Source organism: Coriobacteriia bacterium (assembly GCA_041658765.1).
In the GTDB taxonomy this organism is placed as follows: Bacteria; Actinomycetota; Coriobacteriia; order Anaerosomatales; family JBAZZO01; genus JBAZZO01.
Map to the genome: position 1 here is coordinate 29,547 of JBAZZO010000010.1, position 24,433 is coordinate 53,979.

The following is a 24,433-nucleotide window of genomic DNA, read 5'->3' on the forward strand; positions in this document are numbered from 1 at the left end:
GTCAGTCCGTCAGTCCGTGCACGACCGCGTCGAGTGCCGCGGGCACGCGGGTCTTCGCCGAGGCGAGCAGATCGGTCCGCTCGCGCTCGCCGGCGGAGACGATGTCCTCCGCCTGGGAAGCCGCCTCTCGCGCCGCCCGCTCGCGCAGGCCGGACGCCTCCGCGAGTGCCGACGCCCTCTCGCGCTCGATGAGGGCGGCCGCCTCAGCGCGAGCTTCCGCGACGATGCGGGCTGCATCCTCGCCGGCATCGCGGAGCAGGACCCTGCCTTCTTCCTCGGCGTGCAGGATGCTCTCTAGCTTCTCCATCCGGTCCCCCTTGCAGGTATCCGGCGGTCCCCCGGTCCGCTCGCACGACCGACCGCCGACGCCGATTGGCGTAGTATACTCGTTTTCGGTCTGTCCCCCCGCGCTTTCGCGCCTGTCTTCTTCGCGAGCCTATGCCCCCCACAGTCGAGACCCGCACGGCCCGCCACGCCTCACGCCGCCGTCGCACCCGGGCGGCCCTGGTCCTCACCCTTCTATCGATGGCTATCGTCATCGGCCTCGGCTCCTTGGCCTGGGCGCGCCGCAGCCGTGGCCCCACGCCCGACGCCGCGCCTCCCGTCTCGCGCGCCGCATCGCCGACACCCTCTCCCGCGTCGTCCACCGTCTCGCATCCGACGAGCGCTCCGGTGACGGCGCCGGTACCCGCCGTTGCGGCGACACTGACGGTCGCCGGGGTCGGAGACATGATCTTCGACCGCAACGTCGCCCTGCTCGTGCGCGACCGTGGGGGCGCGGCCCCGCTCGCGAGCGTCGCCGGGCTCCTCGCCCGCGCGGACGTGACGGCCGGCAACCTCGAGAGCCCGCTCTCGGTCCGCGGAGAGAGGTTCCCGGGCAAGGACGTCACCTTCCGCGGGGATCCCCGCGCGGTCGCGGGACTGCGCGCGGCCGGGTTCGACTTCATCTCGCTCGCGAACAACCACGTCCTCGACTACGGCGGCATCGCCCTGACGGACACCGTCTCGACGCTCGACGAGGCCGGGATCGCGCACGCCGGAGCAGGGGCCGACTCGGCCGCCGCACGGCGACCGGCTCTTGTGAGCCGCCGCGGCGCCAGAGTCGCCTACCTCGCCTTCAGCCACGTGCTGCCGCCGGGGTTCGTCGCCGACGCGGACAGCCCCGGGCTCGCGCCGGGACGGGGACGCCCCGGCGAGGTCGCCGCCGCCGTTCGGGCGGCGAAGCGGCGCGCCGACTACGTCGTCGTCTCCTTCCACTGGGGGGTCGAGTACAGTCCCGACGCGACGGCCGAACAGGTGCGGGACGCCCGCAGGGCCATCGACGCCGGGGCCGACCTCGTGCTCGCACACCACCCCCACGTCATCCAGGGCGTCGAGAGGTACCACGGCGGGCTGATCGCCTACTCTCTGGGCGACTTCGTCTTCGACCACTACTCCCGCGAGACCGGCGAGGCGTTCGTCCTCACCGCCGAGGTCGGTCCGAGCGGGGTCGGGTCGGTCGGGATCGTCCCGGTCTACCTCGACGGCCACGGCGCGCCGGCCGTCGTCACCGGCACCGCCGCGCAGAGGATCCTCGAGCGCCTTCGCCGGCTGAGCGCCGCGCGCGGGACCCGGATCGTCATCTCCGGCGACCGCGCCGAGGTCGCGCGATGAACGAGACCCCGCTCCCCCGCGTGCAGCCCCGCAAGGCCCGGCGTCCCGAGCCGTTCGTGATCGCCGCGTGCGTGGTGCTCGCGCTCGGCGGCGGCGCGCTCGTCCTCACCCGTCTTCCCTCGAAGCCACCGCGTCCGGCGCGAGCGGCACGAGCGGTAGTGAGCCGTGCTGCGACCGGCGCCGTGGTCGTCGAGACCATCGAGACGCCGACACCGCTGTTCGCGACGTACCGCAGCCTCCCCCTGCGCCTGCCCGTCCGCCCACAGGACGTCACGCGCATCGCATACCACCAGGCTTCGGGGAAGAACGTGTTCCCGATCACCTCGCTCCTGCCCGAAGCGGGAGCGCCGCGTGGCGCCCTCGCGACGGTGACGCCCGCGACGGACGCGGCGGAGGTCTACGGGGCTGAGCAGGACGACCCCGCGGTCCTCCGCGGTGACGTCCTCAGGCTCTGGCGGAGCGGCAGGCGCGGCTTCCCGGACACCGCGGCGGACGTGGGCGCGGACGCGGGCACCCCCGTCTACTCGCCCGTGAGCGGCAAGGTCCTCGCCGTCCACCCGTACAAGCTCTACGACCGCTGGCCCGACGTCGAGGTCCATATCCAGCCGGACGGCTGGCCGGAGGTGGACGTGGTGCTGATCCACATCACCGGCGTCAGAGTCCGGGCCGGGGAACGGGTCGATGCCGGGACGACACGGATAGCGGCAGTGCGGCTCCTCTCGAACCGGGTCCACCACCAGCTGGCGGGATACACCGACAACGGCGGCGACCACGTGCACGTGCAGCTGAACCGCATGCGGGTCCCCGGACGGATCGAGCGCATCGGCGGCTCGTAGCGCGACCCTACTCGGCGCCTTCGCCCGCTCGACGCAGGTAGCCGCGGAACCGGCGGTCGAAGTCGTATCGCAGCAGCCGCACCTTGCGGCCACAGCCGAGGCACGCCAACCCGATGTCCATCCCCACGCGCCAGACCTCCCACTCGTTCGCGCCGCACGGGTGGGCCTTCTTCAGCTTCACGACGTCGCCGGAGCGAACGGGCGTTATCGGGACGGGCATCCGTATCCTCCGCTTGAGGGAGCCGTTACTAGAGTATAGCCTGTGGGGACACGTCACCCGCCTTCGGCGCGCCGCGCCGGTGAGTCGACCGAGGAGGCATCCCCCATGCAGACACGCGCCATACTTTCGGTGCTCGGCGAGGACCGCGTCGGGATCGTCGCGGGCGTCTCGGCCGCGCTCGCCGAGACCGGCTCCAACATCGAGGACATCCGGCAGACGATCATCTCGGGGGTCTTCTCCATGACGATGCTCGTCACGGTGGACGAGGACCGCACCCCGTTCGACGGGGTCCAGGCGCGCCTCGCCGCCGTCGCGGGCGAGCTCGGCCTGCAGATAACGCTCCAGCGGGAGGACGTCTTCCGCTACATGCACCGCGTGTAGGGGGAGAGCATGCAGATCAGCCCGGAGGAGATCCGCGAGACGCTGCTGATGATCACACAGCAGCACCTCGACATCCGCACGGTGACGCTCGGCATCTCGCTGATGGACTGCGCGACCGACTCGCTGCCCGAGATGGCGCGGCGCGTCTACGACCGCCTCACCGCGCGTGCCGCGAGGCTCGTGCCGGTGGCCGAGGCCCTCGAGCGCGAGTACGGGATCCCCATCGTCAACAAGCGCATCTCCGTCACGCCCGCCGCGCATCTTGCGGCCGCTTGCCGCGAGGAGGACCTCACGCCTCTCGCCGAGGCGATGGACCGCGCCGCGAGCGAGGTCGGCGTCGACTTCATCGGCGGCTTCTCCGCGCTCGTGCACAAGGGCGTCGGCGACGGCGACCGCCGGCTCATCGACAGCATCCCGCGCGCTCTCGCGGCGACCCAGCGCGTCTGCTCGTCCGTGAACGTCGCCTCCACGCGCGCCGGGATCAACATGGACGCCGTCCTGCGCATGGCCGAGGTCGTGAAGGAGGCCGCCGCTCTCACCGCCGAGCGGGACGCGATCGGCTGCGCGAAGCTCGTCGTCTTCTGCAACATGGTCGAGGACAACCCGTTCATGGCGGGCGCCGTCCACGGCTCGGGCGAAGGGGACGCCGTCGTCAACGTGGGCATCTCGGGCCCCGGCGCGGTGCGCGCCGTCGTGCGCGCCCTTCCCGAGGACGCGGACCTCACCACGGTAGCCGAGGCGATCAAGGCCACGTCGTTCAAGATCACCCGCGCCGGCGAGCTCATCGCTCGCGAGGCGGCGAAGCGCCTCGGCGTCGCGATGGGCATCGTCGACCTCTCGCTCGCGCCGACCCCCGCGGAGGGCGACAGTGTCGCCGACATCATCGAAGCCATCGGCGTGAAGCGGTGCGGCGGCCCCGGCACGACCACCGCGCTCGCGCTCCTCAACGACGCCGTCAAGAAGGGCGGCGCGATGGGCACGAGCAGCATCGGGGGCCTCTCCGGCGCGTTCATCCCGGTCTCGGAGGACGCGGGGATGATCCGGGCGGTCGAGTCGGGCGCGCTGACCATCGAGAAGCTCGAAGCGATGACGAGCGTGTGCTCGGTCGGCCTCGACATGATCGCCGTGCCGGGCGACACCACGGTGGAGACCATCGCCGCCGTCATCTCGGACGTCTGCGCCATCGGCGTCATCAACCACAAGACGACCGCGGCCCGCCTGATCCCGGCGCCCGGCAAGAGCGTCGGCGACCGCGTCGAGTTCGGCGGCCTCCTCGGCGCCGCGCCGGTGATGGCCGTCAACGGCTGGGCGGGCAGCGTGCTCGCGCACCGCGGCGGACGCTTCCCGGCCCCCTTGGGCAGCCTCCGCAACTGAGGGCCAGGCCCATCTCCTTCCACACCGTCTGTCGCCGGAGCGTCCGCTCGTCGGCGTTCGCGGCATACATTGTGCCACCCGTCACGGTATCTTGCCGAACGGCGGAACAGCACCCGTATATACGGGTCGTGGCTCGCTTGATGCACTAGTGGGGTCCAGCACGCCAAAGAAAGCTTGCAGACGCACCCACCGGGTGCGTGCCCCACAAGGAGGGAACGGACATGAAGAGAGCCCTGCTGGTCGCCACGGTGGTCGCCGTCGCGATGTTCGGAATCGTCGCGTTCGCGATGGCAGCCAACCCGGAGAGCGTGGCGGTCACGGCGTTCGCCAACCCGAAGATCACGATGACCGTCTCCACCACCACGGTCGACTTCGGCAACGTCGACCCGGGAGTGGCCCAGGCGACGAAGAACGTCTCGCTCAACGTCGACTCGAACAAGGACTTCACCGTGACGAAGAACAAGACCGCCGACGCCGCGATGGGGCTCACCACCTCCCTCGGGCTCTCGACCGCCGGCACCAAGGGCGCGGGGAACGCGTTCACCGACACCTACGGCTTGACGCTCCCGTGGTCGGTCAGCGCGAGCAGCACGGCCAACACGACGATCGTCTACACCGCGGCGCAGAACTAGCCCGCGCAGTACCTACCTCTCCCCGGACGCCCGCTCCCGCTTCTCGGGGCGGGCGTCCGTGCGCGTGGAAGCCCGATGGCGGATACTTGTCCGCGAGGTCGCGATGGACTCGAGCATGGGAGGTGACCAGGTGGGCTGGAAGCCGGTTCTGGCGCTCGCCGCGCTTCTCGCGTTCGCCGCCGCAGTGCCGCCGGCCCAGGCCGGCGTGGTCTCCTCCGCGGCCACGGGTCAGCTCACCGTCTCCGTCACCCCCACCTCATGGGCGGTCGGCTCGCTCGACCCCGGCAAGAGCGCCACGGCCACCGTCCAACTCTCGGTCACGTACAACAACGCGTACACCATCACCCGGGATGTGATCGAGAGCTCTCCGGAGACGATGGGGCTGTCGGTCAGCGGTCCCGGCGTGGGCGCGAAGCCCAGGACCGGCCCGCCGACCCGCACGTACACGGACACCGTCGTGGTCGCGATGCCTTGGACGGCGACGCCCGGCTCGTCTCACGCCGGCTCGATCCGCTACACCGTCGTCCCCCAGTAGCGTCCTGGCGCTATCGCCCGCATCTCGCATCGTCCCGCCGAACGGTCGCCTCCGAGCGACCGCTCGTCGTTTCGTCGCGCTAGAATGACCGCTCCGCGCTAATCTCAGCCGTTCGTCTGCCGATAGGAGAGTGTGTAAGGATGAGCGGATAACCTGGTCTCGGGGAGGTGCGAGCGATGCGGAGGACGCGGGTCACGACGGTCGTGGTGCTCGCTCTCGCACTGGCGCTCGGCACCGTGCCGTCCGCCATCGCCTCTTCCGCCGGTTCGGTCTCCGTCTCCGCGACGATCCGCCCTAGCGCCGTCTTCCGCCTCACCGACACCGCCGTGCTCGTGCGGGCCAACGCCGGGTGGCACCTCACCCTGGAGACCCCGCAGGGCGCGCGCACCGTGGAGGGTGCGCCGACATCGGGAGAGTGGAAGAACATCCCGCTGCCGGCCGGTTCGACCGGCTTCGCGCTCGCGCTCGACTAGGAGATCCCCCCGCCCGCCTGCTCGGCCTTGCGCGCGCGCTTCTCCGCTTGCCTGGCGGCGGATCTCACCGCGCCGCGCCACGCCAGCCACAAGGCCAGCCCCCCGGCCACGACCGAGACGGCGACGGCAAGCCACAGCGGCACCACCCAGACCGTGCGCGTCTTCCTCACCTCGACGGGCAGCTCGCCGGGAGCGGCACCCTCCCGCGCGTACGACACGACCAGACGTACGGTGTATCGCCCGGGAGCGAGACCGCGAAGTCCCAGCTTCCCCGAGCGTTCGATGTTCGTCCCCGCGTACACGGGCGACGACTCCAGCACACCCCGCCGGACGCGCTCCACTTCGTTGCCGTCCCAGACCGTGAGGGAACCGTCGACCACGGTGTCGACGTTGCCCAGGTTGTACACGTCGAAGACGTAGGGAAGCCTGTCGCCTATCAGCAGGTTGCGCACCACGAACGGCCGCACTTCGATACGCTGCGCGACGACGCCCTCGACGCGGAAGCGGATCCGGGCGCCGAGACGGCCGGCGACGTTCGACGAGACACCGGGACTGTCCTTCGGCAGGTCGAACATCTCGAAGAAGAGGAGCACCTGATGGTCGCCGGGGGCCACGCCGGCGGGGACGGTGAACGAGAACTCCACCGGCACGCGCTGGCCGGGATCCAATTCCAGATAGGGTGTGTTGCCGATCGTCTTCGTCTGCTCGGGCACCTTGATCACGAGCCAGGACGCAGGCGAACGGAGGAACGTCTCCGGGTCGTTGCGGTCGGGAGCCACGTATCGCGGATTGCCCTTCGCGTCGACAGTCTGGTTCGCGGCATAGACGAGGACCTTTAGCGGCTCGTCTCCGTCGTTCGTCACCTCGAGCGTGCCCTCGCCCGACTGCCCCGACGCCACATGGAACTCGAACGTGCCCGTCGACAGGCCGACCGTGCGATCGGCGCGGGCGGACGGGGAGAGGGCCAGTAGGGAGAGCAGCGCCACGGTGGCCGCCGCCGCGAACCGTGCGCGGGCGGACCGGGCGGCGCGAGTCATCAGATGCCGACCGCCTCGCGGAACCCTCGCACCTGCCGCCGCGCGACCGGGATCTGGGTCTCGTCGCGATCGGCCACGACGACCGCATACCCGCCGTCGGCGCGCAGGATCTCCTTGATCCGGTTCAGGTTGATCATGTAGCTGCGGTGGATCCGGTTGAACGACTCCTTGGACAGCTTCTCCTCGAGCTCGCTCACCGTGAGATCGACCAGGTACTGGTTCTCGAACGTGTGGACGTACGTCGACTTGTTCTTCGCCGAGACGTAGACGACGTCGTCGATGGAGAGGAGCACCGTGCGGCCGCCTTTGCGCACGGCCAGCTTACGGAACTCGCCCTCGGCACCGCCGTCGCCCTCGACGGGACGCGGCCTGTTGCGCACGAGGCTCTTCACGCGCGCGGAGAGTTCGAGGATGTTGAACGGCTTGGTGACGTACTGCTGGACGCCCTGCTTGAACGCGAGGATCTTCGCGAGGTCCTGCGTCTTGGCGGTGAGCATGATGACCGGGAGGTGCGCCGTGTTCGGGTTGTTGCGGATCTCCATCAGGGTCATCCAACCATCGACCCTGGGCATCATGATGTCGAGGATGACGACGTCTATCGTCTCACGGCCGATGATGTCGAGCGCCTCGGCGCCGTCACCGGCGCCGTAGACCTTCATCCCGTCGGTCTCGAGACCGAGCCGAATCATCTCGACGATCGAGGTGTCGTCGTCGACGACCAGGACATTGACGGCCGTGTCCATCGGTCCCGCCCTTCCGTCTCCCCCAGTGAACCGCACGTCGCCCCGGAGTATACCGCACGTCACCCACAACTAACCACGCGGACCATGCTATGGCGCGTTGAGCCGGGCGTCTATCGCGCGCGCGGCCTTCTTGCCCGCCCCCATCGCGAGGATGACCGTCGCCGAACCGGTCACGATGTCGCCGCCCGCGAAGACGCCGGGGCGGCTGGTCTCGCCGTCCTCGCCCGCGATCACGTAACCTCGCCCGTCGAGTTCGAGACCGGGCGTCGCCCCGGTCAGCAGAGGGTTCGCGCGCGTTCCGATCGCCATGACCACCGTGTCGCATCCCAGGGTGAACTCGCTGCCGAGCACGCACATCGGCGCCCTGCGCCCGGACGCATCGGGCTCTCCGAGCTCCATGCGCGTCGCGGTGAGTCCGGTCACCCAGCCGTCGCGGCCGACCACCTCGACCGGAGAGCAGAGCGTCTCGAAGACCACGCCCTCCTGCTCGGCGTGATGCACCTCCTCGCGTCGCGCCGGCATCTCTTCGACGCTGCGCCGGTAGACGAGGGAGACCGCGTCCGCGCCGAGACGGAGAGCGGTCCGCGCGGAGTCCATGGCGACGTTGCCGCCGCCGACCACCGCCACGTGCCGGCCGCGCAGCACCGGGGTGTCGTGGTGCGGGAAGTCGTAGGCGCGCATGAGGTTCACCCTGGTGAGGAACTCGTTCGCTGAGTAGACACCGTTGAGGTTCTCGCCGGGGATGCCCATGAAGACCGGAAGGCCCGCCCCGTTGCCGAGAAAGACGGCGTCGAAGCCCGACTCCCCGAGAAGCTCGTCGACCGTCACCGTGGCGCCGACGACCGTGTCGAGCACGATCTCGACTCCGGAGATCCGCAGCGCCTCGATCTCCGCCGCGACGATCGCCTTCGGGAGCCTGAACTCGGGGATGCCGTAGACGAGCACGCCGCCCGCCGCGTGCAGGCCTTCGAAGACGGTGACGGCATGACCGAGACGGCGCAGTTCGCCGGCGCACGCGAGCCCGGCGGGGCCGGAGCCGACGACCGCGACACGGCGGCCGGTGTCCGCGCCGAGCACGGGGACGCACCGGTGCTCGAGGTCGCAGGCGAGGTCGAAGTCGCCGAGGAACCGCTCGAGGCGTCCGATGGCGACCGGCTCGCCCTTGCGGGCGAGCACGCATGCCGCCTCGCACTGCTCCTCCTGCGGGCAGACGCGGCCGCAGACCGCCGGCAGGGCGTTGCGTTCCTTGAGGACCGCGACGCCCCCCGCCGGGTCGTCGTCGAGGATCCTTGCGATGAACGACTTGATGTCGACCTGCACCGGACAGCCGGCGATACATGTCGGGTTCGCGCATTGGAGACACCGCTCCGCCTCCGCCAGGGCTGTCGCCGCGTCGTATCCGAGCGAGACCTCGTCGAAGTCGGCCGCACGCAGGAGCGGATCGCGCTCCGGCATCGGATTGCGCGGCTCCTTCGAGGCCCGGCGGCGACCCGGCCCCGTCACGTCGCCGGTCGGCACGCGCACTCCCGCTGGTAGTCGGCGTCCGCCTCGCGCTCGTCGTCGACGTAGACGCGCTGACGGCTCATGAGCTCCTCGAAGTCGACCTCGTGCCCGTCGAAGTCGGGCCCGTCCACGCAACCGAATCGCGTGACACCGCCGACCGTCACCCGGCAGGCGCCGCACATCCCGGTGCCGTCGACCATGATGGGGTTCAGGCTGACCGTGGTCGGCACCTCGTGTTCGCGGGTGGTCGCCGCGCAGAACTTCATCATCACCGCGGGGCCGATCGCCATGGCATGGTCGATGGTCCCCGCTTCGCACAGCTCCTTCAGCGGAGTGGTCACGAGCCCCTTCCGGCCGGCGCTGCCGTCGTCGGTGCAGACGACGAGGCCTTCAAGCGGCAGGGCACGGAACTCGTCCTCGAGTATGAGGAGGTCGGCGCTGCGCGCGCCGAGCACGACCGTCACGCGAGCGCCCGCGGCGCACATCGCCCGCGCAACGGGATAGGCGACCGCGGCGCCGACCCCGCCGCCGACGACGGCGACCCGGCCGAGCCCCCCGACGCTCGTCGGCGTTCCCAGCGGTCCGACTACGTCGGCGATCGAGTCACCGGTGTCGAGCGACGCGAGCTTGCGGGTGGTCTTGCCCACCACCATGAAGATGAAGCGGACCCACCCCTGCTCCACCGACCAGTCGGAGAACGTGAGCGGCACGCGTTCGCCCGTCTCGTCGATACGGAGCATGAGGAACTGGCCGGCGCGCACCTTGCGCGCGACGAGAGGGGCGGACACCCCCATCTCGAAGACCGCCTCCGAGAGACGGCGCTTGTGCACCACTTCGAACAACCCGGGCTCCCTGGAAGCGGTCCCCGCCTCAGTTTGGGCGACGTGTGAGCATGGTAGCATGGACCGGGGGCGACCCGCCCCAGGATGGAGGGGCCCGATAACCCATGCCGCGCGCGCCACGACCCCGCCGCTCCCGCGCCACGTTGCGGGTCGAGATGCTCTCCCTCACAGGCTTGGCGGCGGGAACGCTGATCGCGTTCAAGACGCTCGCTCAGGTCCGCGTCGGTCCCGGCTGGGACTCGTACGCCTTCCTGGTCAACGCCGCCGAGTTCGCCGGGAAGGGCGTCGGGTACACCGAGCTGCACCGCCCGCCGTTCCTCTCGTTCCTGGTCTCTCTCGTCTTCCGGTTCACCGCGCGCAACGCCGCGGTCGTCCAGTGGGCCGACGCGGCTCTCTCGCTCGCGGCGATCGTCGCGTTCTACCTGCTGCTGCTGCGCCGGTTCTCCGCGCCCAAGGCGGCGACAGGAGCTCTCGCCCTGCTCGCCTTCCCGCCGCTCTGGGACTACATCGGGACCGGCTACACGGACTTCGCGTCAGTCGGCCTGAGCATGTGGGCCCTGGTCTTCCTCACCAAAGCGACCGAGGAGGACAGCCGCTGGTACCTGGCGGCGGCGCCCGTCTTCGTCCTCGCGGTCCTCACTCGCTACACGGCCCTGCTCTTCGCGTTCCCCATGCTGTTGTGGCTCGTCTTCCGAGCGCGCCCGTTCCGCGACGCAGGCCGCATCGGTGGCGCGATCGCGCTCGCCATCGCGACGTACGTGCCGGCGGGGGTCTTCTACCACCGTCGCTTCGCCGACATGCTCTTCCCGTTCGCCGTGGCACTCGGAGCGGTCCAGGACACGTCGGCGGTCACACCGGTCACAGCGGCCGGCCTGCTCGGGACCGGCTTCGCGGCACAGGCCAAGTCGCTCGCAGCGCTGGTGCTCCCGTCACCGGTCTCGCCGTTGGCCTGGCTCATCGTGGTCGGGGCGGCCGCGGGCCTGATCTCGCGCGTCCTGCCGCCGAACCGGTCCCGGCTCCCGTGGAGCCGGATTCTCCTATCGGCTGCGGCGGTCGCCGGGCTCGGATACGGGCTGGTCAAGGGCGGGCTCTTCGCCGGCCAGTTCCTCATACCGATAGTCATCTACCTCGTGTGGAGATGGGTCGGCCCGCGTGACCTCGACGGCGCGGACCCGCGCACCCCGCGGGGAACCGCACTCGCCGGGGTCATGATCGCCTGGGCCCTCGCGTACGCGGACTTCCACGCCCTGGACCTCTTCCGGGTACCGCGCTACGTGATCATGGTCGCGCCGACGCTCGTCTTCCTGTGCCTGCTCGGCTGGGACTCCTGGTCCAAGACGCTCGGCGACCCGCGCGCGCGGACGGCGGGAGGCGCGCACCGATCGACTGCCGCCGTGTGGCTGTCCGCACCGCTCGTCGCGCTCGTACTCGCCTCCGTCGCGCTCAACGCCGCGCACACGTCGCGAACGCCGGACTACCTCGTCGCCGGGGCCAGATCGACGGCGCGATGGCTCGTGAAGCACGACCCCGGCGTCTCCTCCGAGACCGTCTACTCCGACCTCTGGCCGCTCACCAGCTGGTATCTCGGCTCGGCTGCTCGGCCCATGCCGTTCTTCACGAACCTCACGGCGTTCGACCACGAACTGGACAAGAACGCCGCGGCGTACTACGTGACGACCCGCTCCAAGCCGTTCAAGGGGTACGACGCCGTCGACGCGGCGCAAGGGGTCACCGTCCTCCGGCGTCGTCCCGGCGCCCGGCCCCGCCCCTTGCCGCGCGTCCTCTATCTCGGCCGATCGTGGCAGAACTACCTCGAGAGGCTCACCGGATACGGCATCTACCTCGATTTCGACGCGGGACAGTACGGCTGGGTCGGCACGGCCTACCTCGATGCGTTCACCCCCGAGCAGCTGGCACGATACCCCGTGGTCGCCGCGTACGGCGTCAGATGGCACGAGCGCGACCGCATCGAGGGCCTACTCGCGCGATACGTGCGCGACGGCGGCTCTTTGATCCTCGACGCATCGCGCAACATGGGCGACCCGCCTTTCGTCCTCTCCGACACCATCCTCTTCGGCACCCTCATCCGACGAGGCGGCGTCGAACCCGATGCGCCGCTCACCGTCGCGCCGTGGTTCGTCGAGCGCCATCCTGGACTCGGCCGGATCGCCGCCGCTCCTTTCGTCGACGAGGGAGGCGGCCGATGGTTCGGCGCTCTCTACGAACCCGTGCGCGTGACGACGCCCGTCCGCGTGCTCGCCCGGATCGCGGGCAAGCCGGCGATCCTGATGCAGCCCTTGGGGAAGGGGCGCATCTACTGGATCGGGTACAACCTGGTGTGGCACGCGCAGCTCACAGACAACCGTTCCGAGATGCGGCTCGTCCGCGCGATAGTGGAAGACGCGCTCTCTCGCGAGACGACGCCGTCGCCATGAGTGCTCCCACGCGACGCCGCATCGACAGAGGCTCGCTGCTCAAGGCCGCCGTGTCCGCGCTCGTCCTTCTCTACCTCCTGCGACTCGCCGACATCGGGCACATGCGCGAGGCCCTGCGCGAGGCCGACGCGCGCTTCCTCGCGCCCGCCGTCGCGCTCGTCGCCGCGAGCGTCGCGCTCAACGCCTGGCGGTGGCTCCTCGTCGTCAACCAGGACGGCGCCCGCCTCCGCTACCGTCAAGCGCTCGCGCTAACCGTCGTCGGGTCGGCGCTGAACACCTTCCTGCCAGCCTCGGGGGGCGACTTCGCCAAGTGCTACTACGGCTACCGATGGTACGGCGTGCGCGAGGAGCTCCTTGCGTCGAGCATGATCGACAAGGTCGCGGGCGCGCTCGCCCTCTTCCTCTTCGGCGCTCCCGCCGCATTGTCGCTGCACGTGCCCTACGCCGCGGCGCTCTTCGGCGCACTCGCCGTCGCCCTGTCGATCGTCTACACCGTGCCGCGCATCGTGCCCTGGCGGACGCTGGACCGCGTCACCACCGCGCTGTTCCGGGTCCATCTCGATCCCGAGCGCATGCTCGCAGGAGCCACGCTGTCGCCACGCAGGAGGACCGTGCTGCTGGGCATGGCGCTCGCCGGGTGGGTCATCGGCTTCGCCGACCTGTATTGCGTGTACCGCGTGTTCACCGAAGCCATCCCCTGGGCCTGGGTGATGGTCATCGGTCCGCTCACCAACCTTGCCTACCTCTTCCCGCTCACGCTCGCCGGCCTCGGCTCCGCCGAAGCGGTGATCGTCTGGTCGTTCGCGCGCTTCGGCGAGCCGGCCGCTGTGGCGCTGCTCTCGATCTTCCTGCTCCGCGTGATCGCCGCTCTACCCGCCGTCTTCGGTCTCGCGCTCTTGCTCTTCAAGCGGCCGGCCGATAGAGGAGACGAGGAGGTCCCGTGCGAGTCCTGATGCTCACCACCTCGTATCCCACACATCGAACGCCGACGCTCGGCGTCTTCATCCGCGACCACGCCGAGGCCCTCGCGGCGGCCGGGCACGACGTGACGGTCCTCGCGCCGCGCCTGTTCTCCGACGACCCTCTCCTCGAACGGGACGGGGACGTGACCGTGCGCCGCTTCCGTTTCTGGTCGGCGCAACACCTGCTGGGGGAGTACGAGAGGATCCCCGTGCTCCGGGTCGCCACACTGCTCGTCTCGGGTCTCGCCGCCGCCGTCTGGATCGGACGCCGCGAGAGGTGCGACGTCCTCCACGGGCACTGGGTGATACCGACCGGCCTCATCGCCCTGCTGGCAGGCCGGTACCTCCTCCGCCGGCCCGTCGTCGTCACCGCCCACAGGGCCGACATCGTCCTCGCGACCGAAGGCTCGCGCATCGCTCACTTCCTCACCGGCTTCACGCTCCGGCACGTCGACGCGACCATCGCGGTGAGCGAGGAGCTGGAGGAGATCATCGTCAGCGAGTTCTCGGCGCCCGCCGCGTCGGTGCACCGGTGGCCCGTCGGAGCCAACACCCGGATCTTCGTCCCCGGCGATCGCGTTCTCGCCCGCGAGCAAGAGGGACTCGCGGCGGACGTGCCGCTGGCGCTCTTCGTCGGAGACCTCACCGAGCGGAAGGGCATCCCCTTCCTCGTGGAAGCGATCCCGCAAGTCCTCGCCACCGTTCCGGACGCGCGATTCGTCCTGGCAGGGGGAGGACCGCTCACCGACTTCGTGCATGATCGCCTCGTGACCGAGATCGCGGCCGGGAGCGTGACCGTCCTCGGCGGGGTGCCGCACGAGAAGCTGCCGCGCTGGATGGACGCCGCCGACGTCCTCGTCCTGCCGAGCTGGAGCGAGGGTCTCCCCGTCTGCCTCATGGAAGCCGCCGCGGTCGGTCTGCCGGTCGTCACGACCCGCGTCGGGGGTTCCGCCGAGGTGGCGGCGCTGAACCCGAGGAGCAGCGTGGTGGATCCAGGAGACGTCTGCGACCTCGTCGACGCACTCGCGCGGGCGCTTGCGCATCCGCAGCCGGGCCGCCGCGAGCCCGACCTCGAGCCGGAGAGTCTCTTCGACCAGCGCGGCGTGATCGGCCGCATCGAGGCGCTCTACGAAGCGCTCGCCTCGCGGAAGACCGGCCGCTAGTCAGCGCCTGCCGACGGCGAGGAAGTACGCGGCGCCCTTCGCGCCGTCCTCGCTGAAGATCACGTCCTCGACTCGCAGGGGCGGCGGCCCGCCGACGAGCACGGCGCGCGCGAGACGCACGACCAGCCCATCGGGCCGCAGCCGCGTCGTCAGGGCCTTCAGCGGCCCGGGAAGCCGGCTCCGGATGCCGTCTACCCTGGCCTGGTAGCCCTCCGCGTCGGCGTCGGCGACGGACTCGCCGTACACCACGACATCGCCGAACCGGGCGCGAAGTGCGTCCCCCAACTCATCGTGTGAGAACTCGTGGGTGTGGAAGGGGTTCTCGGGATGCCCGGCCTCACGCATCCATGTGCCGTTCGGCGTGGTGAGCACGAGCGTCCCACCGGGGACCAGCACGCGACGCGCTTCGTCGAGGTAGGCTTCCTGCCGCTCGAGATGCTCCACGACCTCGACCGAGACGACCAGTTCGAAAACCGCGTCCTCGAACGGGAGCCGCGCGGCGTCCGCCACCTCGAAACGAACGTCCGGCGAAGCGAACGACCCGCGCGCGAAGCCGATCGCGTCTTCCGAGACGTCGACCCCGACCGTCGTCCCCCTCAGACGCTCGGCCAGAAGAGCCGTGCCGTATCCGGTACCGCATCCATCGTCGAGAACGCGGGCGCCCAAGGAGGCCTGCCGCGCCGCGAACTCGTATCGCGCAAGGTGACGCGTCCACCACAGCGACGGTCGCTCACCGGGCTTCGGAGGATGGGTGCGCTCCCCCGTGTCGGGCAGGTCGATCCCGCCGTGGCGGCTCACGGCGTGGCCGCCGTCCCGTTGTCGACTTCGGAACGCCGCAGGACGCAGTAGGCCGTGTCGCTCGCAAGCGGGACGCACGCCCGGTAATCGAGCGGGGCGAGGACGTGCTGGAGTCGAAGCGGGACCAGGCGCCCGAGGCCGGGAACGCGTCCGGACGGCAGCGTATGGTGCATCGTGCCCGCCTCGACGACTTCGAGCCCCGCGGCTCGAGCCGCTTCGGTCACTTCGCGCAACCTGAAGCGCGTCGTGGGCACGCGGCTGAAGTACGTGTCGGAGAGGTGCAGGTGGAATGCCCCCGCGACAGCATGGCCGATGGCGGCCTCCACCGCGCGGAGGCTGCCCCTCAGGGGAATGCCGCCGAGGAACACTCGACCTCCCCCACACAGCACGCGCCGGACCTCGGCCAGGAAGACGACGACCTCGGGCAGCGTGAGGTAGTGCAGCATCTCGATGCTCACGACCCGGTCGACGCTCCCATCCGCTATCGGCAAGGCCGCGGCCTCGGCCTGCGCCAACACGACGCCGGCATCGCCGATGTTCGCTCGGGCGCGGCGCAGCATGCTCGCCGACAGGTCGACGCCGATCGCCTCGCAGACACGATGCGCGAGGCGACCCAGGAACAGACCGTTGCCGCATCCGATGTCGAGCAGCACGTCGCCGGGACCGGGCTCGAGCAGACGCTCGACCGCCGCCACATCGATCTCGAAGAGCCGCTCGTGCCATCTCGAGGAGAAGCCGCGCAGCACCTGCTCGTCGCCGATGTGCTCGGCTCTTTCGTCGAACCAGGCCTCGACCTCGTCCACCCCGGCCGCTCCGCCGGTGCCGGTGCGCAACCGCCAGATCCCGTCCGTCGACACGAAACGTCTCCCGCACGACGGACAGGTCGCCGTATCGGACGCGTGATCTAGCGGCGAGTGGTCGACCGGACACGCCAGGCGTGTCTCGGCGCTCATCCGCAAATCACCTCGGTGCTCGACCCCGGCGGCAAGACCGGCAGGACCGCGAGAACGCGACCCGCACGCCGCACCAGAGGAAGGCCGACGCCACCGACCGCCACGCTCTCGGGCGCGGCGTCGTCGGGCCACGCCAGGGTCACCCCATCGATCCCGGTCGCTCCCCGGTTGACGACGCGCACCGGACCTCCGTTCCGCGCGGGCACGGCGAGCACCTCCTCCCGGGCGATCCACCACGAGGCGACCTCTCCCATCGGGACGCGCCACACGTCCTCACCTGACGTCTCCAGGATCACGCGGCGCAGAAGGCGCATCCGGGTCTCCAGGTCGTCCCGGCCGTAGACTCCCGCATGTACCAGCATGACCCCGAGCGAAGCCGTATCGCGGACCCACCCGATCTTGCGCGCGAAGACGTCCTCGGCTTCGCCGACCGACAGTCCGGCGAAGACAGGCTCCATGTCCTGTGGGCCACAGACCGGAAGCTCGAGGATCCCGTGCCTGCCGACGAGCCCGAAGGGGTGGAAGGGCAGGAGGTAGCCGACGCCCGTACCGTGCCAGCCCGCCTTGAGGGAGGTATCGGCGTCCACCGTGGACGACCCGTATGCGAGCCCCGCCTCCTCGAGCGCGGCGGGCAGGTCGGGCGTGCGCATGAGCCACGGCGCCCGGAAACCGCGCACGGGCGCACCGACGGTCGAGCGCAACCGATCCACGGAGACCCGCACCTCCACGGCCCGCTGGTCGGGTGCGATACCGAAGAACGACGCGTCGTGGCGCAGGCCATGAGAGACGATCTCGTGTCCGTCCCCCGCAGCGCGGCGCAGCGTCTCGCGCGGGAGCGGGAATCCAGGATCCGCCACGACGTCGACAGACGAGCGCACCCCCGCGGCGCGCAACTCGTCGAGGAGTCGGGGCAGGCCCTTCTCGAAAGCGAACCTGCGTGGCTCGATGTCGTGTGTGAGACACACGGCGGAACCCGCCGCCGACGGCCATCTCCAGACCCGGGGCACCGTTCCCGAGACTGAATCCAAGGCCTCGACGACGAGACTCTGCAGGGAGAAACCGGACGGCTCGATGGGAGACTTGGTCGAGAACCTCGCGCTCGCCTCGACGTCACGCCGCAAGGACCGCAGGAGTCTCGAGTACGCGAGCAGCCTCAACCGCCACGGCGCATGGCGGTACGCAGCCGCGAGGAACCCGGGCAACGGGATCGCCCCGGAATCTCGCTGCGCGTACGCCTCGGAGAGCAGGTCCGCCATGGACCGCCCCGCGTCGAAGGCGACCACCACCGTGCTGCCGGATCGGATCGATGCGGGCAGCACCGCACCCTCTGTCTCGAAGACCGCGAGCACCTCCGCGTCCCGCCGCGGCTCGCACACGGCTATCCCGCGGATCGGCACCCTGGCTGGATCGAGTCCGTACTCCCGCAACGTCGCCCCCGCACGCGAACGGTCCGCCCAGCGGATCTCCGCGAAGTCCGCGGAAAGACGGCCGGTGACGTCGCAGACCCCGCGATCGGAGGCGAGCTGCGCCAACCGGCCGCCTTCGTCGAGGACGACGACGAGCGCGGACGCCTCGGCGGCGACCGCGGCGTCCGCCGTCAGGAGTACCGCTGCGTCCTTCATCGCGACGCGCGGCGCGGATCCGCCGACGTCTCCGTCGACAGCGACAGCGAACCCTTCGGCTTGCAGGACCGTCAGGAGCCCGGCGAGCGACCCGGGCGAGGCGACTACCGTGACCTGCGGCGCCATGTCAGTCCGCCCGTCTCGCGATGGGCGCACCTGCGAGCCGCGTCAGCCACAGCGGAAGACAGCTCCAAGCCCTGCGCGCGAACCGGAACCCGGGAGCGTTGCTGTCGCGCTCGGGAAGGGGCCGCCCGGCCAGGACGCGCCGGTAGCTCGGAAGGTCGACCTCTTGCCCGCCCCATTTCGCCTTGAACGCCCGAAGACCGGTCTGGTATGGCGAGCTGGCCCCGAAGTCGAACACGGCGAGCCCCTCCTCGACCGCGGCTTCCAGGCATCGCCACACGAGCAGGTCGCCGATGTGCATCTTGGAGAAGCGCTCATCGGCCGCGACGTAGCCGTACACCGCCCTGCCGCCCGAGACGAGGACGATCACCCCACCGACCGCCTGCCCGTCCACGCGAGCCAGCACCAGCCGCGCGAGACCGGCGGGGACGAGGGCCGACCTCATCGCTTCGAAGAACTCGAGCGGGTAGGGGGGCACTCCGAGTCTCCTCCTCGTCCGGAGGAAGACGCCGTAGAACGCACGCATCGCGGACGCGTCCGTCTCCCAACCGGTCTCGACGCCGTACCGTTCGGCCTTTCGCACCGAAGCGCGTTCGTCCGAGTCTAGCCCCGCCCACAGACTCCCGGCGTCACGGCCCGCAAGGTCGATGGCCGACGTCGAATAGTGGCGACGCTCCTCGAATCCGGCGACCACCGCGGGGGGCAACCCTCCGACCGAACGCAGTTCGACGTGGCGCGCTCCTGCGCGCTCCCCGAGCGACACCGCGGCCTCGACGAGTCCCCTAGCACTCGCTTCGTCCGCGGCGAGCGGGCCGCCCCTGTCCCGCGCGGGCACGGAGACGAGCTTCCGCGCACGGCGCGGGCCAGTCTCGTACAGGGGAAGCACGCCGCTCACGGCGTCGCCGTCGAGGGCGAGAAGATGGCGCGGGATCTGCCCGAGAACGGCCGCCGGACGCTCCCACTCCAGGTGGTGGTACGGGCCGGCGCCGGCGGTCCGCTCCACGAACGTCCGCCAAGCGTCCTCGTACTCGGGAGTCAGCTCGACGAATGCCTTCATCCCGCTAACCGTCGCCGCCGGCGCGTCCGCCGCGCCGAAGCGCGAGGACGTCCCGCTGGATGCGAAGAAGCTCTCGCTGGACCTGGATCGTCTGCGTCGCGAGGACCGCGAACCCGAGCGCGCTCTGTCCGCCGAGGAAGAGCACGACGGCGACCGTCACGAGCGGCCTCTCGGGATTCAGGCCCCCCGTGAGGAAGACGTGGATCAAGTAGACCCCGATGGAGACCCCGGCGAGCACGAGCGCGAGCCCGAGCCACGCGAAGAGCATCGCCGGGCGGGCGAGGACGGTGAAGAGAAGATGGCTCGCGACCGTCGCCCCCATCCTGTGGTGCGAGGATCCGCGCGTGCGCGCCGTCAGCGTCGCCGGGACCTCGGCCGAGCGAAACCCAAGGGAGAGCGCCTTGGACAACACCTCGAGGTGGATATCCTTGTCGTCCGACTCCAGATCCAGCGCCTGCAGCACCTCGATGCGGTACGCGCGCAGGATGCCGGTACTCGTGTAGATCGGCTCGGAGAACGCATTGCGCAGCACCCGGTTGCCGAGACGCGAGACGGCCAGGCGGAAGCGAGGGACTCCGATCCAGCCCCCGCCCGGCATGTACGGGGAGCCGAGGACGAAGTCGATACCGGGGTGCTCGAGCAGGTGGTCCACGAGCGCGACCACATGGTCGGGCGAGTACGAGAGGTCCGCGTCGAGCGTGGCTACGAACCGGCCGCACGCGAGCGCGAATCCCTGGCGCAGGGCGTAGCCGCGACCTCGATTCACCGGGTAGATGACGGGTCGCACGCGAGAGTCCTGCACGGAGAGCGTCTCCAAGACGGCGGGTGTCGCGTCGTGGCTGCCGTCGCTCACCGGGATGAGCTCGTACTCCCACCCGCGACGCCCGAGCGTCTCGCCGACCTCAGCGAGCGTCCGGGCCGCTCCCGCCGCCTCGTCATACATCGGAATGACCACCGAAACGAGGACGCCCATTGGAGTATCATAACTCACCCCACTCCCCTCGTCGGCAGGAGTGCTACTCTTCCGTGTCGAACATACCTTCGAGGAGACCCCGATGAGCCCACACATGCGCAAGACCGGACCCCGTCCGCGGATCGCTGCGCCCCTGATCCTCGTCCTGGTCTCGACCGCCCTTCTCGCCACCGGGTGCTCGCGCCTCGGACTAGGACGGGCCCCGGCGACGACCGTCAGCCGCTCCACGCTCGGGACCGTCGTGACCATCACCGTATACGGCAGGGACAGGGCGGCGGTGAGCGCAGTCGTCGACCGCGCCTTCCGCGCGATCGACGTGCTCGACCGAGAGCTCGATCCGTACACCGCGAGCTCGATGATCTCTCGCTTCAACGCCGACCCCTACGCTTGGCAGCGGCTCCCGGCCGGTGCCGTCACGGTCTTCGACGAGATGGACCGTCTCGGCGTTGGCGGGGCCTTCGTGCCGACGCTGTGGGGCGCAACGCGACTCTACGACTTCGGCGGTACCGGAAGCGTGCCGGACCCCGGCGAGCTGCGGCGCGTCGTGGCGGCCTCCGGGATGTTCGAGCGTCGCGGCGCATCTGCACGCTTCCGTGGCGCTCCAGACTCCGAGAGCACATCCGCGTCTCTGCCCGGGATCGACCTCGGCGGCGCCGTGAAGGGCCTCGCGATCGAGCGGGCGGGCGAGATCATCGGGACGGCTCCCTCGATCGACGGCGCGCTGCTCTCGGCGGGGAGCACCGTCCTCGCTGTCGGGCGGAAACCCGGGGGCGCCTGGCGTATCGGCATCGAGGATCCGCGCGAACCGGCGAGGATCGTCGCGGTGGTGAAAGGTACGACGACGCTCGGTTCGGTGTCGACGTCCGGCGACTACCAGCTGGGATTCGTGCGCGACGGTGTGCGGTACCACCACATCCTCGATCCTCGCACGGGGAAGCCGGTGCGGGGACTACGCTCGCTGACCGTGGCGGGAGCGATGTCTGCGCTGGATTCGGACATCCTCTCCACGGCGCTCTTCGTCATGGGTGTCGAGAAGGCCCACGCCTATGCACGCGACCATGGGCTGGCGCTCTACACGGTCGACGACGAGGGGCATGCCCGGATCACACCGGCCCCGCCCGACGAGCGCTTCGTGCTCGAGACCGTCGCCGAACCGCGCTCGCGCTGACGCTACCGGATGTAGCTCTTCACCAAGTCGTAGACCAGCGGCATCTGGGCGAGTTCGCCGTTGTAGGCCTTCACGGCCCAGAGGACGGCGATCACGAACCAGGCGAGGGATACGATCGTGGTGCCGATCAGCGGCACGACCACCGCGACGGTCGACAGGACCGCCATCCCAAAGCTGAACCCGAGCGCCTGCACGGCGTGGAACTTGACGTAGTGCTCCGCCTTGTAGGGCTCGATGAGGACCGCGACGAGCGCGACGGGCCACACGACGTAGCCCAGAGCGGCAAGCAGCTTGCTAGTGTCTGACGCAGGACCCGACTGATCCTGCGAGAAGACCGGAGCCTCGTTCTCTGCCATGGACCCACCTCTCTCGTGTCATGCGGCCGCCGGACCGCCGGACCCCATGGATTGCATCTTCCCCGTTCGCGGCGGTAGAATCCAGGGCGACCGGCGCCTTCCGGCGGAAGAACACGTCGTAGCAGCCAGCTCGACCGGAGGAACCGCAGCAATGCTTCGCAGCCGCGCCATCATGATCCTCGTCGCCGCATCCCTCGCGGCGCTCGTCCTCTCGCCGCCCGCGTCCGCCGTGACGCGCGCCGATCTCGATGCCGCACGTCGTCGCGCCGAAGCCGCGCGTCTCGCGGCCCGGGAAGCCGAGGCGCGAGCCGATCGCCTGCTCGCCGAGACGCGCGCCCTCGAGACTCAGATCGCGGGCATCCAGAGCCAGGTCGCCGCTCTCGAGTCACAGATCGCGAGCGTCTCGGTCCGCCGCGCCAGACTCGAAGCGGAACTCGCGCATCTGCGCGCGGACGTCGCGGAACGCGAGGACGAGATCGCCCGCACGCAATCCGCGTACGAGGCCCAGCAAGAGGTGCTCGCTCAGCGCATCCGCAACTCCTACAAGCAGGGCGATCTCTTCTATCTGGAGCTACTGCTCGGCAGCGCCGACATCGGCGACCTCATAGCGCGCACGTCGCTGGTGGAGCGCGTCGTCGAGCGCGACCGCCAGATCGCCGACGACCTCGCCGACACGCGCGTCTCCCTAGAGAACGCCAAGATCGCGCTCGAACGCGACCTCGAAGCCGTGGCGACGAAACGCGCGGAGTCCAACGTCGAGGAGCGCGCACTCCGCGGCCTCGATGCCGCTCACCGCGGCCGCCTGGCCCAGGAACAGGCCGCCAAGGACGAGAAGGCGCGCCTGGTCACGGAGAACCGGGCGAACGCCGCGCGCCTGCGCGCGCAGGCCGAGGCCGAGGACCGCGAGAGCGAGCGCATCGCCGCCGAACTGGCGAACACCTCACACGGTGGAGGCCACTACAACGGCGTGATGGCCTGGCCGGTCCCCTCCAGCGAACGCATCACCTCGCCGTTCGGCTACCGGATCCACCCTATCCTCAACGTCAGGCGCCTGCACACGGGGATCGACATCGGGGCCGCAGAAGGCAGCGCTATCGTGGCGGCGGGTGGCGGAGCGGTGATCTCCGCGGGATACCGCGGCGGCTACGGCAACACGGTGATGATCGACCACGGTGACGGCGTGGTGACCCTCTACGCGCACCAGAGGGCGATCGCCGTCTCGGTCGGCTCGCGGGTCACGCGCGGGCAGCGCATCGGAGCCGTGGGCACGACCGGCCTCTCCACCGGCCCGCACCTTCACTTCGAGGTGCGTGTCAACGGCGCGCCAGTCAATCCGATGGGCTACCTGGACTGACGAGAACGACCCAGAACGCCCAGGCTAACCCGCGTTGTATTCCGCCATCGCACTGTCGACACCGTGCTCGAGCACGTGCACGACCGCCTGCGCCGCCTCCGGCAGCACCGCGGCGAGCCTGTCCGCCGCCTCTCGGCGCAGCGGTTCGAGGACGTAGTCCGCGGGGTCCATCCGTCCAGGCGGCCTTCCGACCCCCACGCGGACCCTCGCCCAGTCTCCGCTGCCGAGGGTCTCGACCAGCGAGCGCAGTCCGTTGTGACCACCGTGGCCGCCCGCCCACTTAACGCGCACGCATCCCTCCGGCAGATCGATGTCGTCGTGGACGACGACGAGGTCGGAGAGCGAGGCCTCGTAGGACCTCATCAGCCGAGCGACGGACTTGCCTGAGACGTTCATGAACGTCTGAGGCTTCGCGAGCACCAGGTCCTCGTCCCCTATCCGCACGAGAGCCGCCTTCGCTCCGGCGAGGTCCTTCCAGTACGCCGCGCGAAGGTTCTCGGCGAGAAGGTCCACGACCATGAACCCGGCGTTGTGCCGGGTCTCGACGTACTCGGGACCGGGGTTGCCCAGACCGACGACTAGTCGGGCCATTCTCTCGATCAGGCCTCTTCCTCGCCGGAACCGATGACCTCGGGCTCCGGTGCCTCCTCGCCGACGACCTCTTCCTCTTCGAGCGCGAGGCTCGGCGCGGCGACCGAGCACACGATGGCGTCGAGTTCGTCGAGGACGGTGACACCCGCCGGGACCGATATGTCCGAGACGTGGAGGTTGTCGCCGACCTCGAGGGCCGACACGTCCGCTTCGAGGCTCTCGGGGAGGTCGCTCGGCAGCGCCGCGATATGCAGCTCGCGCAGCGTGTGCATCAGGACGCCACCGGTACGCTCGCCGACAGCCTGCCCCACGAAGTGGATCGAGACGGAGGTGTGCAGCTCGGCCTTCATGTCCACGGCCTGAAAGTCGACGTGCTCGATGGAGCCGCGCACGGGATCGAGCCGGATCTCCTTGACGATGACGTTGACCGGCTCGCGCCCCTCGACGTGGAGCATGACGAGCGTCGAGGTGATGCCTCCATGCTGGTACATCTTGTCGAAGTCGCGCTTGTCGAGAGAGAGCGGCGTCGACGCAAGGCCCTGTCCGTACAGGACAGCGGGAAGCTTGCCTTCGGCGACAAGACGCCTGCTGGTCTTGCCCACGAGCTCACGGGGCTGCGCGGTGATGTCCATGCCTTCTGCCACGGGGA

26 protein-coding genes are annotated in these 24,433 nt (G+C 70.1%); 12 read left to right on the forward strand and 14 right to left on the reverse strand.

All coding sequences use genetic code 11. From position 1 onward, the window contains the following. Nucleotide 1: 1 nt before the first annotated feature. Nucleotides 2-307, reverse strand: coding sequence for a hypothetical protein (locus tag WC971_07110; GenBank protein MFA5844582.1), 306 nt, complete (start codon nt 305-307; stop codon nt 2-4). A 218-nt stretch (nt 308-525) separates the two neighbouring features. On the opposite strand from WC971_07110, the gene WC971_07115 reads away from it, so the two are divergent. Together WC971_07115 and WC971_07120 are read left to right on the forward strand one after the other, a co-directional pair. After that, nucleotides 526-1,653, forward strand: coding sequence for a CapA family protein (locus WC971_07115; GenBank protein ID MFA5844583.1), 1,128 nt, complete (start codon nt 526-528; stop codon nt 1,651-1,653). Then, complete coding sequence (locus WC971_07120) at nt 1,650-2,489, forward strand: hypothetical protein (protein MFA5844584.1); 840 nt, start codon at nt 1,650-1,652, stop codon at nt 2,487-2,489. The genes WC971_07115 and WC971_07120 overlap by 4 nt, the downstream gene beginning before the upstream one ends. Before the next feature lie 7 nt (nt 2,490-2,496). Here the strand turns inward: WC971_07120 and WC971_07125 are convergent, their stop codons facing one another. Beyond that, nucleotides 2,497-2,709 carry a DUF951 domain-containing protein gene (locus tag WC971_07125; protein MFA5844585.1) on the reverse strand — a complete coding sequence of 71 codons (213 nt, stop codon included), beginning with the start codon at nt 2,707-2,709 and terminating at the stop codon, nt 2,497-2,499. Between the two features lie 105 nt (nt 2,710-2,814). Here WC971_07125 and WC971_07130 point away from each other — a divergent pair, with 105 nt between their 5' ends. From WC971_07130 to WC971_07150, 5 genes are all read left to right on the forward strand, one after another. After that, nucleotides 2,815-3,090 (forward strand): ACT domain-containing protein, encoded by a 276-nt coding sequence (locus tag WC971_07130; protein MFA5844586.1) that lies wholly within the window; start codon nt 2,815-2,817, stop codon nt 3,088-3,090. Between the two features lie 9 nt (nt 3,091-3,099). Further along, nucleotides 3,100-4,464, forward strand: a complete 1,365-nt coding sequence (locus tag WC971_07135) for a PFL family protein (protein ID MFA5844587.1) — start codon at nt 3,100-3,102, stop codon at nt 4,462-4,464. 221 nt (nt 4,465-4,685) lie between these two features. Further along, the gene (locus WC971_07140) at nt 4,686-5,096 is read left to right on the forward strand and encodes a hypothetical protein (protein MFA5844588.1); all 411 of its coding nucleotides are present in this window, start codon (nt 4,686-4,688) and stop codon (nt 5,094-5,096) included. Nucleotides 5,097-5,226: 130 nt separating this feature from the next. Further along, on the forward strand, nt 5,227-5,631 hold the full coding sequence (locus WC971_07145) for a hypothetical protein (GenBank protein ID MFA5844589.1): 405 nt from the start codon (nt 5,227-5,229) through the stop codon (nt 5,629-5,631). Nucleotides 5,632-5,807: 176 nt separating this feature from the next. Continuing rightward, nucleotides 5,808-6,104 carry a hypothetical protein gene (locus WC971_07150; GenBank protein MFA5844590.1) on the forward strand — a complete coding sequence of 99 codons (297 nt, stop codon included), beginning with the start codon at nt 5,808-5,810 and terminating at the stop codon, nt 6,102-6,104. Here the strand turns inward: WC971_07150 and WC971_07155 are convergent. The 4 genes from WC971_07155 to WC971_07170 form a co-directional block, all read right to left on the reverse strand. Further along, on the reverse strand, nt 6,101-7,141 hold the full coding sequence (locus tag WC971_07155; protein ID MFA5844591.1) for a hypothetical protein: 1,041 nt from the start codon (nt 7,139-7,141) through the stop codon (nt 6,101-6,103). The two genes, WC971_07150 and WC971_07155, sit on opposite strands and share 4 nt — an antisense overlap. Beyond that, nucleotides 7,141-7,884: a LytTR family DNA-binding domain-containing protein gene (locus tag WC971_07160; protein MFA5844592.1), complete on the reverse strand. Its 744-nt coding sequence runs from the start codon at nt 7,882-7,884 to the stop codon at nt 7,141-7,143. Before WC971_07160 ends, WC971_07155 begins: the two co-directional genes overlap by 1 nt. An 87-nt stretch (nt 7,885-7,971) precedes the next feature. Continuing rightward, nucleotides 7,972-9,339, reverse strand: coding sequence for an NADPH-dependent glutamate synthase (gene gltA / locus WC971_07165; protein MFA5844593.1), 1,368 nt, complete (start codon nt 9,337-9,339; stop codon nt 7,972-7,974). A 44-nt stretch (nt 9,340-9,383) separates the two neighbouring features. Beyond that, nucleotides 9,384-10,229: a sulfide/dihydroorotate dehydrogenase-like FAD/NAD-binding protein gene (locus WC971_07170; GenBank protein MFA5844594.1), complete on the reverse strand. Its 846-nt coding sequence runs from the start codon at nt 10,227-10,229 to the stop codon at nt 9,384-9,386. Nucleotides 10,230-10,333: 104 nt separating this feature from the next. On the opposite strand from WC971_07170, the gene WC971_07175 reads away from it, so the two are divergent. The 3 genes from WC971_07175 to WC971_07185 are packed head-to-tail and all read left to right on the forward strand — an operon-like array spanning nt 10,334 to nt 14,789. Continuing rightward, entirely contained in the window at nt 10,334-12,664 is a 2,331-nt protein-coding gene (locus tag WC971_07175) for a glycosyltransferase family 39 protein (GenBank protein MFA5844595.1), read from the forward strand. Further along, entirely contained in the window at nt 12,661-13,617 is a 957-nt protein-coding gene (locus WC971_07180; protein ID MFA5844596.1) for a lysylphosphatidylglycerol synthase transmembrane domain-containing protein, read from the forward strand. Before WC971_07175 ends, WC971_07180 begins: the two co-directional genes overlap by 4 nt. Then, entirely contained in the window at nt 13,605-14,789 is a 1,185-nt protein-coding gene (locus WC971_07185; protein MFA5844597.1) for a glycosyltransferase, read from the forward strand. The genes WC971_07180 and WC971_07185 overlap by 13 nt, the downstream gene beginning before the upstream one ends. Here the strand turns inward: WC971_07185 and WC971_07190 are convergent, their stop codons facing one another. From WC971_07190 to WC971_07210, 5 genes are all read right to left on the reverse strand, one after another. Then, nucleotides 14,790-15,587, reverse strand: coding sequence for a class I SAM-dependent methyltransferase (locus WC971_07190; protein ID MFA5844598.1), 798 nt, complete (start codon nt 15,585-15,587; stop codon nt 14,790-14,792). It abuts the gene before it with no gap. Continuing rightward, the gene (locus WC971_07195; GenBank protein ID MFA5844599.1) at nt 15,584-16,444 is read right to left on the reverse strand and encodes a class I SAM-dependent methyltransferase; all 861 of its coding nucleotides are present in this window, start codon (nt 16,442-16,444) and stop codon (nt 15,584-15,586) included. Before WC971_07195 ends, WC971_07190 begins: the two co-directional genes overlap by 4 nt. A 92-nt stretch (nt 16,445-16,536) precedes the next feature. Then, entirely contained in the window at nt 16,537-18,288 is a 1,752-nt protein-coding gene (locus WC971_07200) for a polysaccharide deacetylase family protein (protein ID MFA5844600.1), read from the reverse strand. A 1-nt stretch (nt 18,289) separates the two neighbouring features. Then, nucleotides 18,290-19,342 carry a GNAT family N-acetyltransferase gene (locus WC971_07205; protein MFA5844601.1) on the reverse strand — a complete coding sequence of 351 codons (1,053 nt, stop codon included), beginning with the start codon at nt 19,340-19,342 and terminating at the stop codon, nt 18,290-18,292. 4 nt (nt 19,343-19,346) lie between these two features. Beyond that, complete coding sequence (locus WC971_07210; protein MFA5844602.1) at nt 19,347-20,315, reverse strand: glycosyltransferase family 2 protein; 969 nt, start codon at nt 20,313-20,315, stop codon at nt 19,347-19,349. 82 nt (nt 20,316-20,397) lie between these two features. Here WC971_07210 and WC971_07215 point away from each other — a divergent pair, with 82 nt between their 5' ends. Continuing rightward, complete coding sequence (locus tag WC971_07215) at nt 20,398-21,483, forward strand: FAD:protein FMN transferase (protein MFA5844603.1); 1,086 nt, start codon at nt 20,398-20,400, stop codon at nt 21,481-21,483. 2 nt (nt 21,484-21,485) lie between these two features. On the opposite strand, the gene WC971_07220 is transcribed toward WC971_07215, so the two are convergent. Continuing rightward, complete coding sequence (locus tag WC971_07220; protein ID MFA5844604.1) at nt 21,486-21,839, reverse strand: DUF4870 domain-containing protein; 354 nt, start codon at nt 21,837-21,839, stop codon at nt 21,486-21,488. Between the two features lie 151 nt (nt 21,840-21,990). Here WC971_07220 and WC971_07225 point away from each other — a divergent pair, with 151 nt between their 5' ends. Beyond that, nucleotides 21,991-23,193, forward strand: a complete 1,203-nt coding sequence (locus WC971_07225; protein ID MFA5844605.1) for a peptidoglycan DD-metalloendopeptidase family protein — start codon at nt 21,991-21,993, stop codon at nt 23,191-23,193. Nucleotides 23,194-23,217: 24 nt separating this feature from the next. Here WC971_07225 and pth read toward each other — a convergent pair whose 3' ends face one another. Both pth and WC971_07235 read right to left on the reverse strand, forming a co-directional pair. Then, nucleotides 23,218-23,784: an aminoacyl-tRNA hydrolase gene (gene pth, locus WC971_07230; protein ID MFA5844606.1), complete on the reverse strand. Its 567-nt coding sequence runs from the start codon at nt 23,782-23,784 to the stop codon at nt 23,218-23,220. Between the two features lie 8 nt (nt 23,785-23,792). Next, nucleotides 23,793-24,428 (reverse strand): 50S ribosomal protein L25, encoded by a 636-nt coding sequence (locus WC971_07235; GenBank protein MFA5844607.1) that lies wholly within the window; start codon nt 24,426-24,428, stop codon nt 23,793-23,795. Nucleotides 24,429-24,433 lie beyond the last annotated feature (5 nt).

Excerpts from the sequence above, each read along its gene's own strand:
- WC971_07225 (MFA5844605.1), top strand. The coding sequence starts at position 21,991 with ATGCTTCGCAGCCGCGCCATCATGATCCTCGTCGCCGCATCCCTCGCG.
- pth (MFA5844606.1), bottom strand. The coding sequence starts at position 23,784 with ATGGCCCGACTAGTCGTCGGTCTGGGCAACCCCGGTCCCGAGTACGTC.
- WC971_07210 (MFA5844602.1), bottom strand. The coding sequence starts at position 20,315 with ATGGGCGTCCTCGTTTCGGTGGTCATTCCGATGTATGACGAGGCGGCG.
- gltA (MFA5844593.1), bottom strand. The coding sequence starts at position 9,339 with ATGCCGGAGCGCGATCCGCTCCTGCGTGCGGCCGACTTCGACGAGGTC.
- WC971_07115 (MFA5844583.1), top strand. The coding sequence starts at position 526 with ATGGCTATCGTCATCGGCCTCGGCTCCTTGGCCTGGGCGCGCCGCAGC.
- WC971_07125 (MFA5844585.1), bottom strand. The coding sequence starts at position 2,709 with ATGCCCGTCCCGATAACGCCCGTTCGCTCCGGCGACGTCGTGAAGCTG.
- WC971_07110 (MFA5844582.1), bottom strand. The coding sequence starts at position 307 with ATGGAGAAGCTAGAGAGCATCCTGCACGCCGAGGAAGAAGGCAGGGTC.
- WC971_07215 (MFA5844603.1), top strand. The coding sequence starts at position 20,398 with ATGAGCCCACACATGCGCAAGACCGGACCCCGTCCGCGGATCGCTGCG.
- WC971_07140 (MFA5844588.1), top strand. The coding sequence starts at position 4,686 with ATGAAGAGAGCCCTGCTGGTCGCCACGGTGGTCGCCGTCGCGATGTTC.
- WC971_07200 (MFA5844600.1), bottom strand. The coding sequence starts at position 18,288 with ATGGCGCCGCAGGTCACGGTAGTCGCCTCGCCCGGGTCGCTCGCCGGG.
- WC971_07180 (MFA5844596.1), top strand. The coding sequence starts at position 12,661 with ATGAGTGCTCCCACGCGACGCCGCATCGACAGAGGCTCGCTGCTCAAG.
- WC971_07130 (MFA5844586.1), top strand. The coding sequence starts at position 2,815 with ATGCAGACACGCGCCATACTTTCGGTGCTCGGCGAGGACCGCGTCGGG.
- WC971_07135 (MFA5844587.1), top strand. The coding sequence starts at position 3,100 with ATGCAGATCAGCCCGGAGGAGATCCGCGAGACGCTGCTGATGATCACA.
- WC971_07120 (MFA5844584.1), top strand. The coding sequence starts at position 1,650 with ATGAACGAGACCCCGCTCCCCCGCGTGCAGCCCCGCAAGGCCCGGCGT.
- WC971_07175 (MFA5844595.1), top strand. The coding sequence starts at position 10,334 with ATGCCGCGCGCGCCACGACCCCGCCGCTCCCGCGCCACGTTGCGGGTC.
- WC971_07160 (MFA5844592.1), bottom strand. The coding sequence starts at position 7,884 with ATGGACACGGCCGTCAATGTCCTGGTCGTCGACGACGACACCTCGATC.
- WC971_07220 (MFA5844604.1), bottom strand. The coding sequence starts at position 21,839 with ATGGCAGAGAACGAGGCTCCGGTCTTCTCGCAGGATCAGTCGGGTCCT.
- WC971_07205 (MFA5844601.1), bottom strand. The coding sequence starts at position 19,342 with ATGAAGGCATTCGTCGAGCTGACTCCCGAGTACGAGGACGCTTGGCGG.
- WC971_07150 (MFA5844590.1), top strand. The coding sequence starts at position 5,808 with ATGCGGAGGACGCGGGTCACGACGGTCGTGGTGCTCGCTCTCGCACTG.
- WC971_07155 (MFA5844591.1), bottom strand. The coding sequence starts at position 7,141 with ATGACTCGCGCCGCCCGGTCCGCCCGCGCACGGTTCGCGGCGGCGGCC.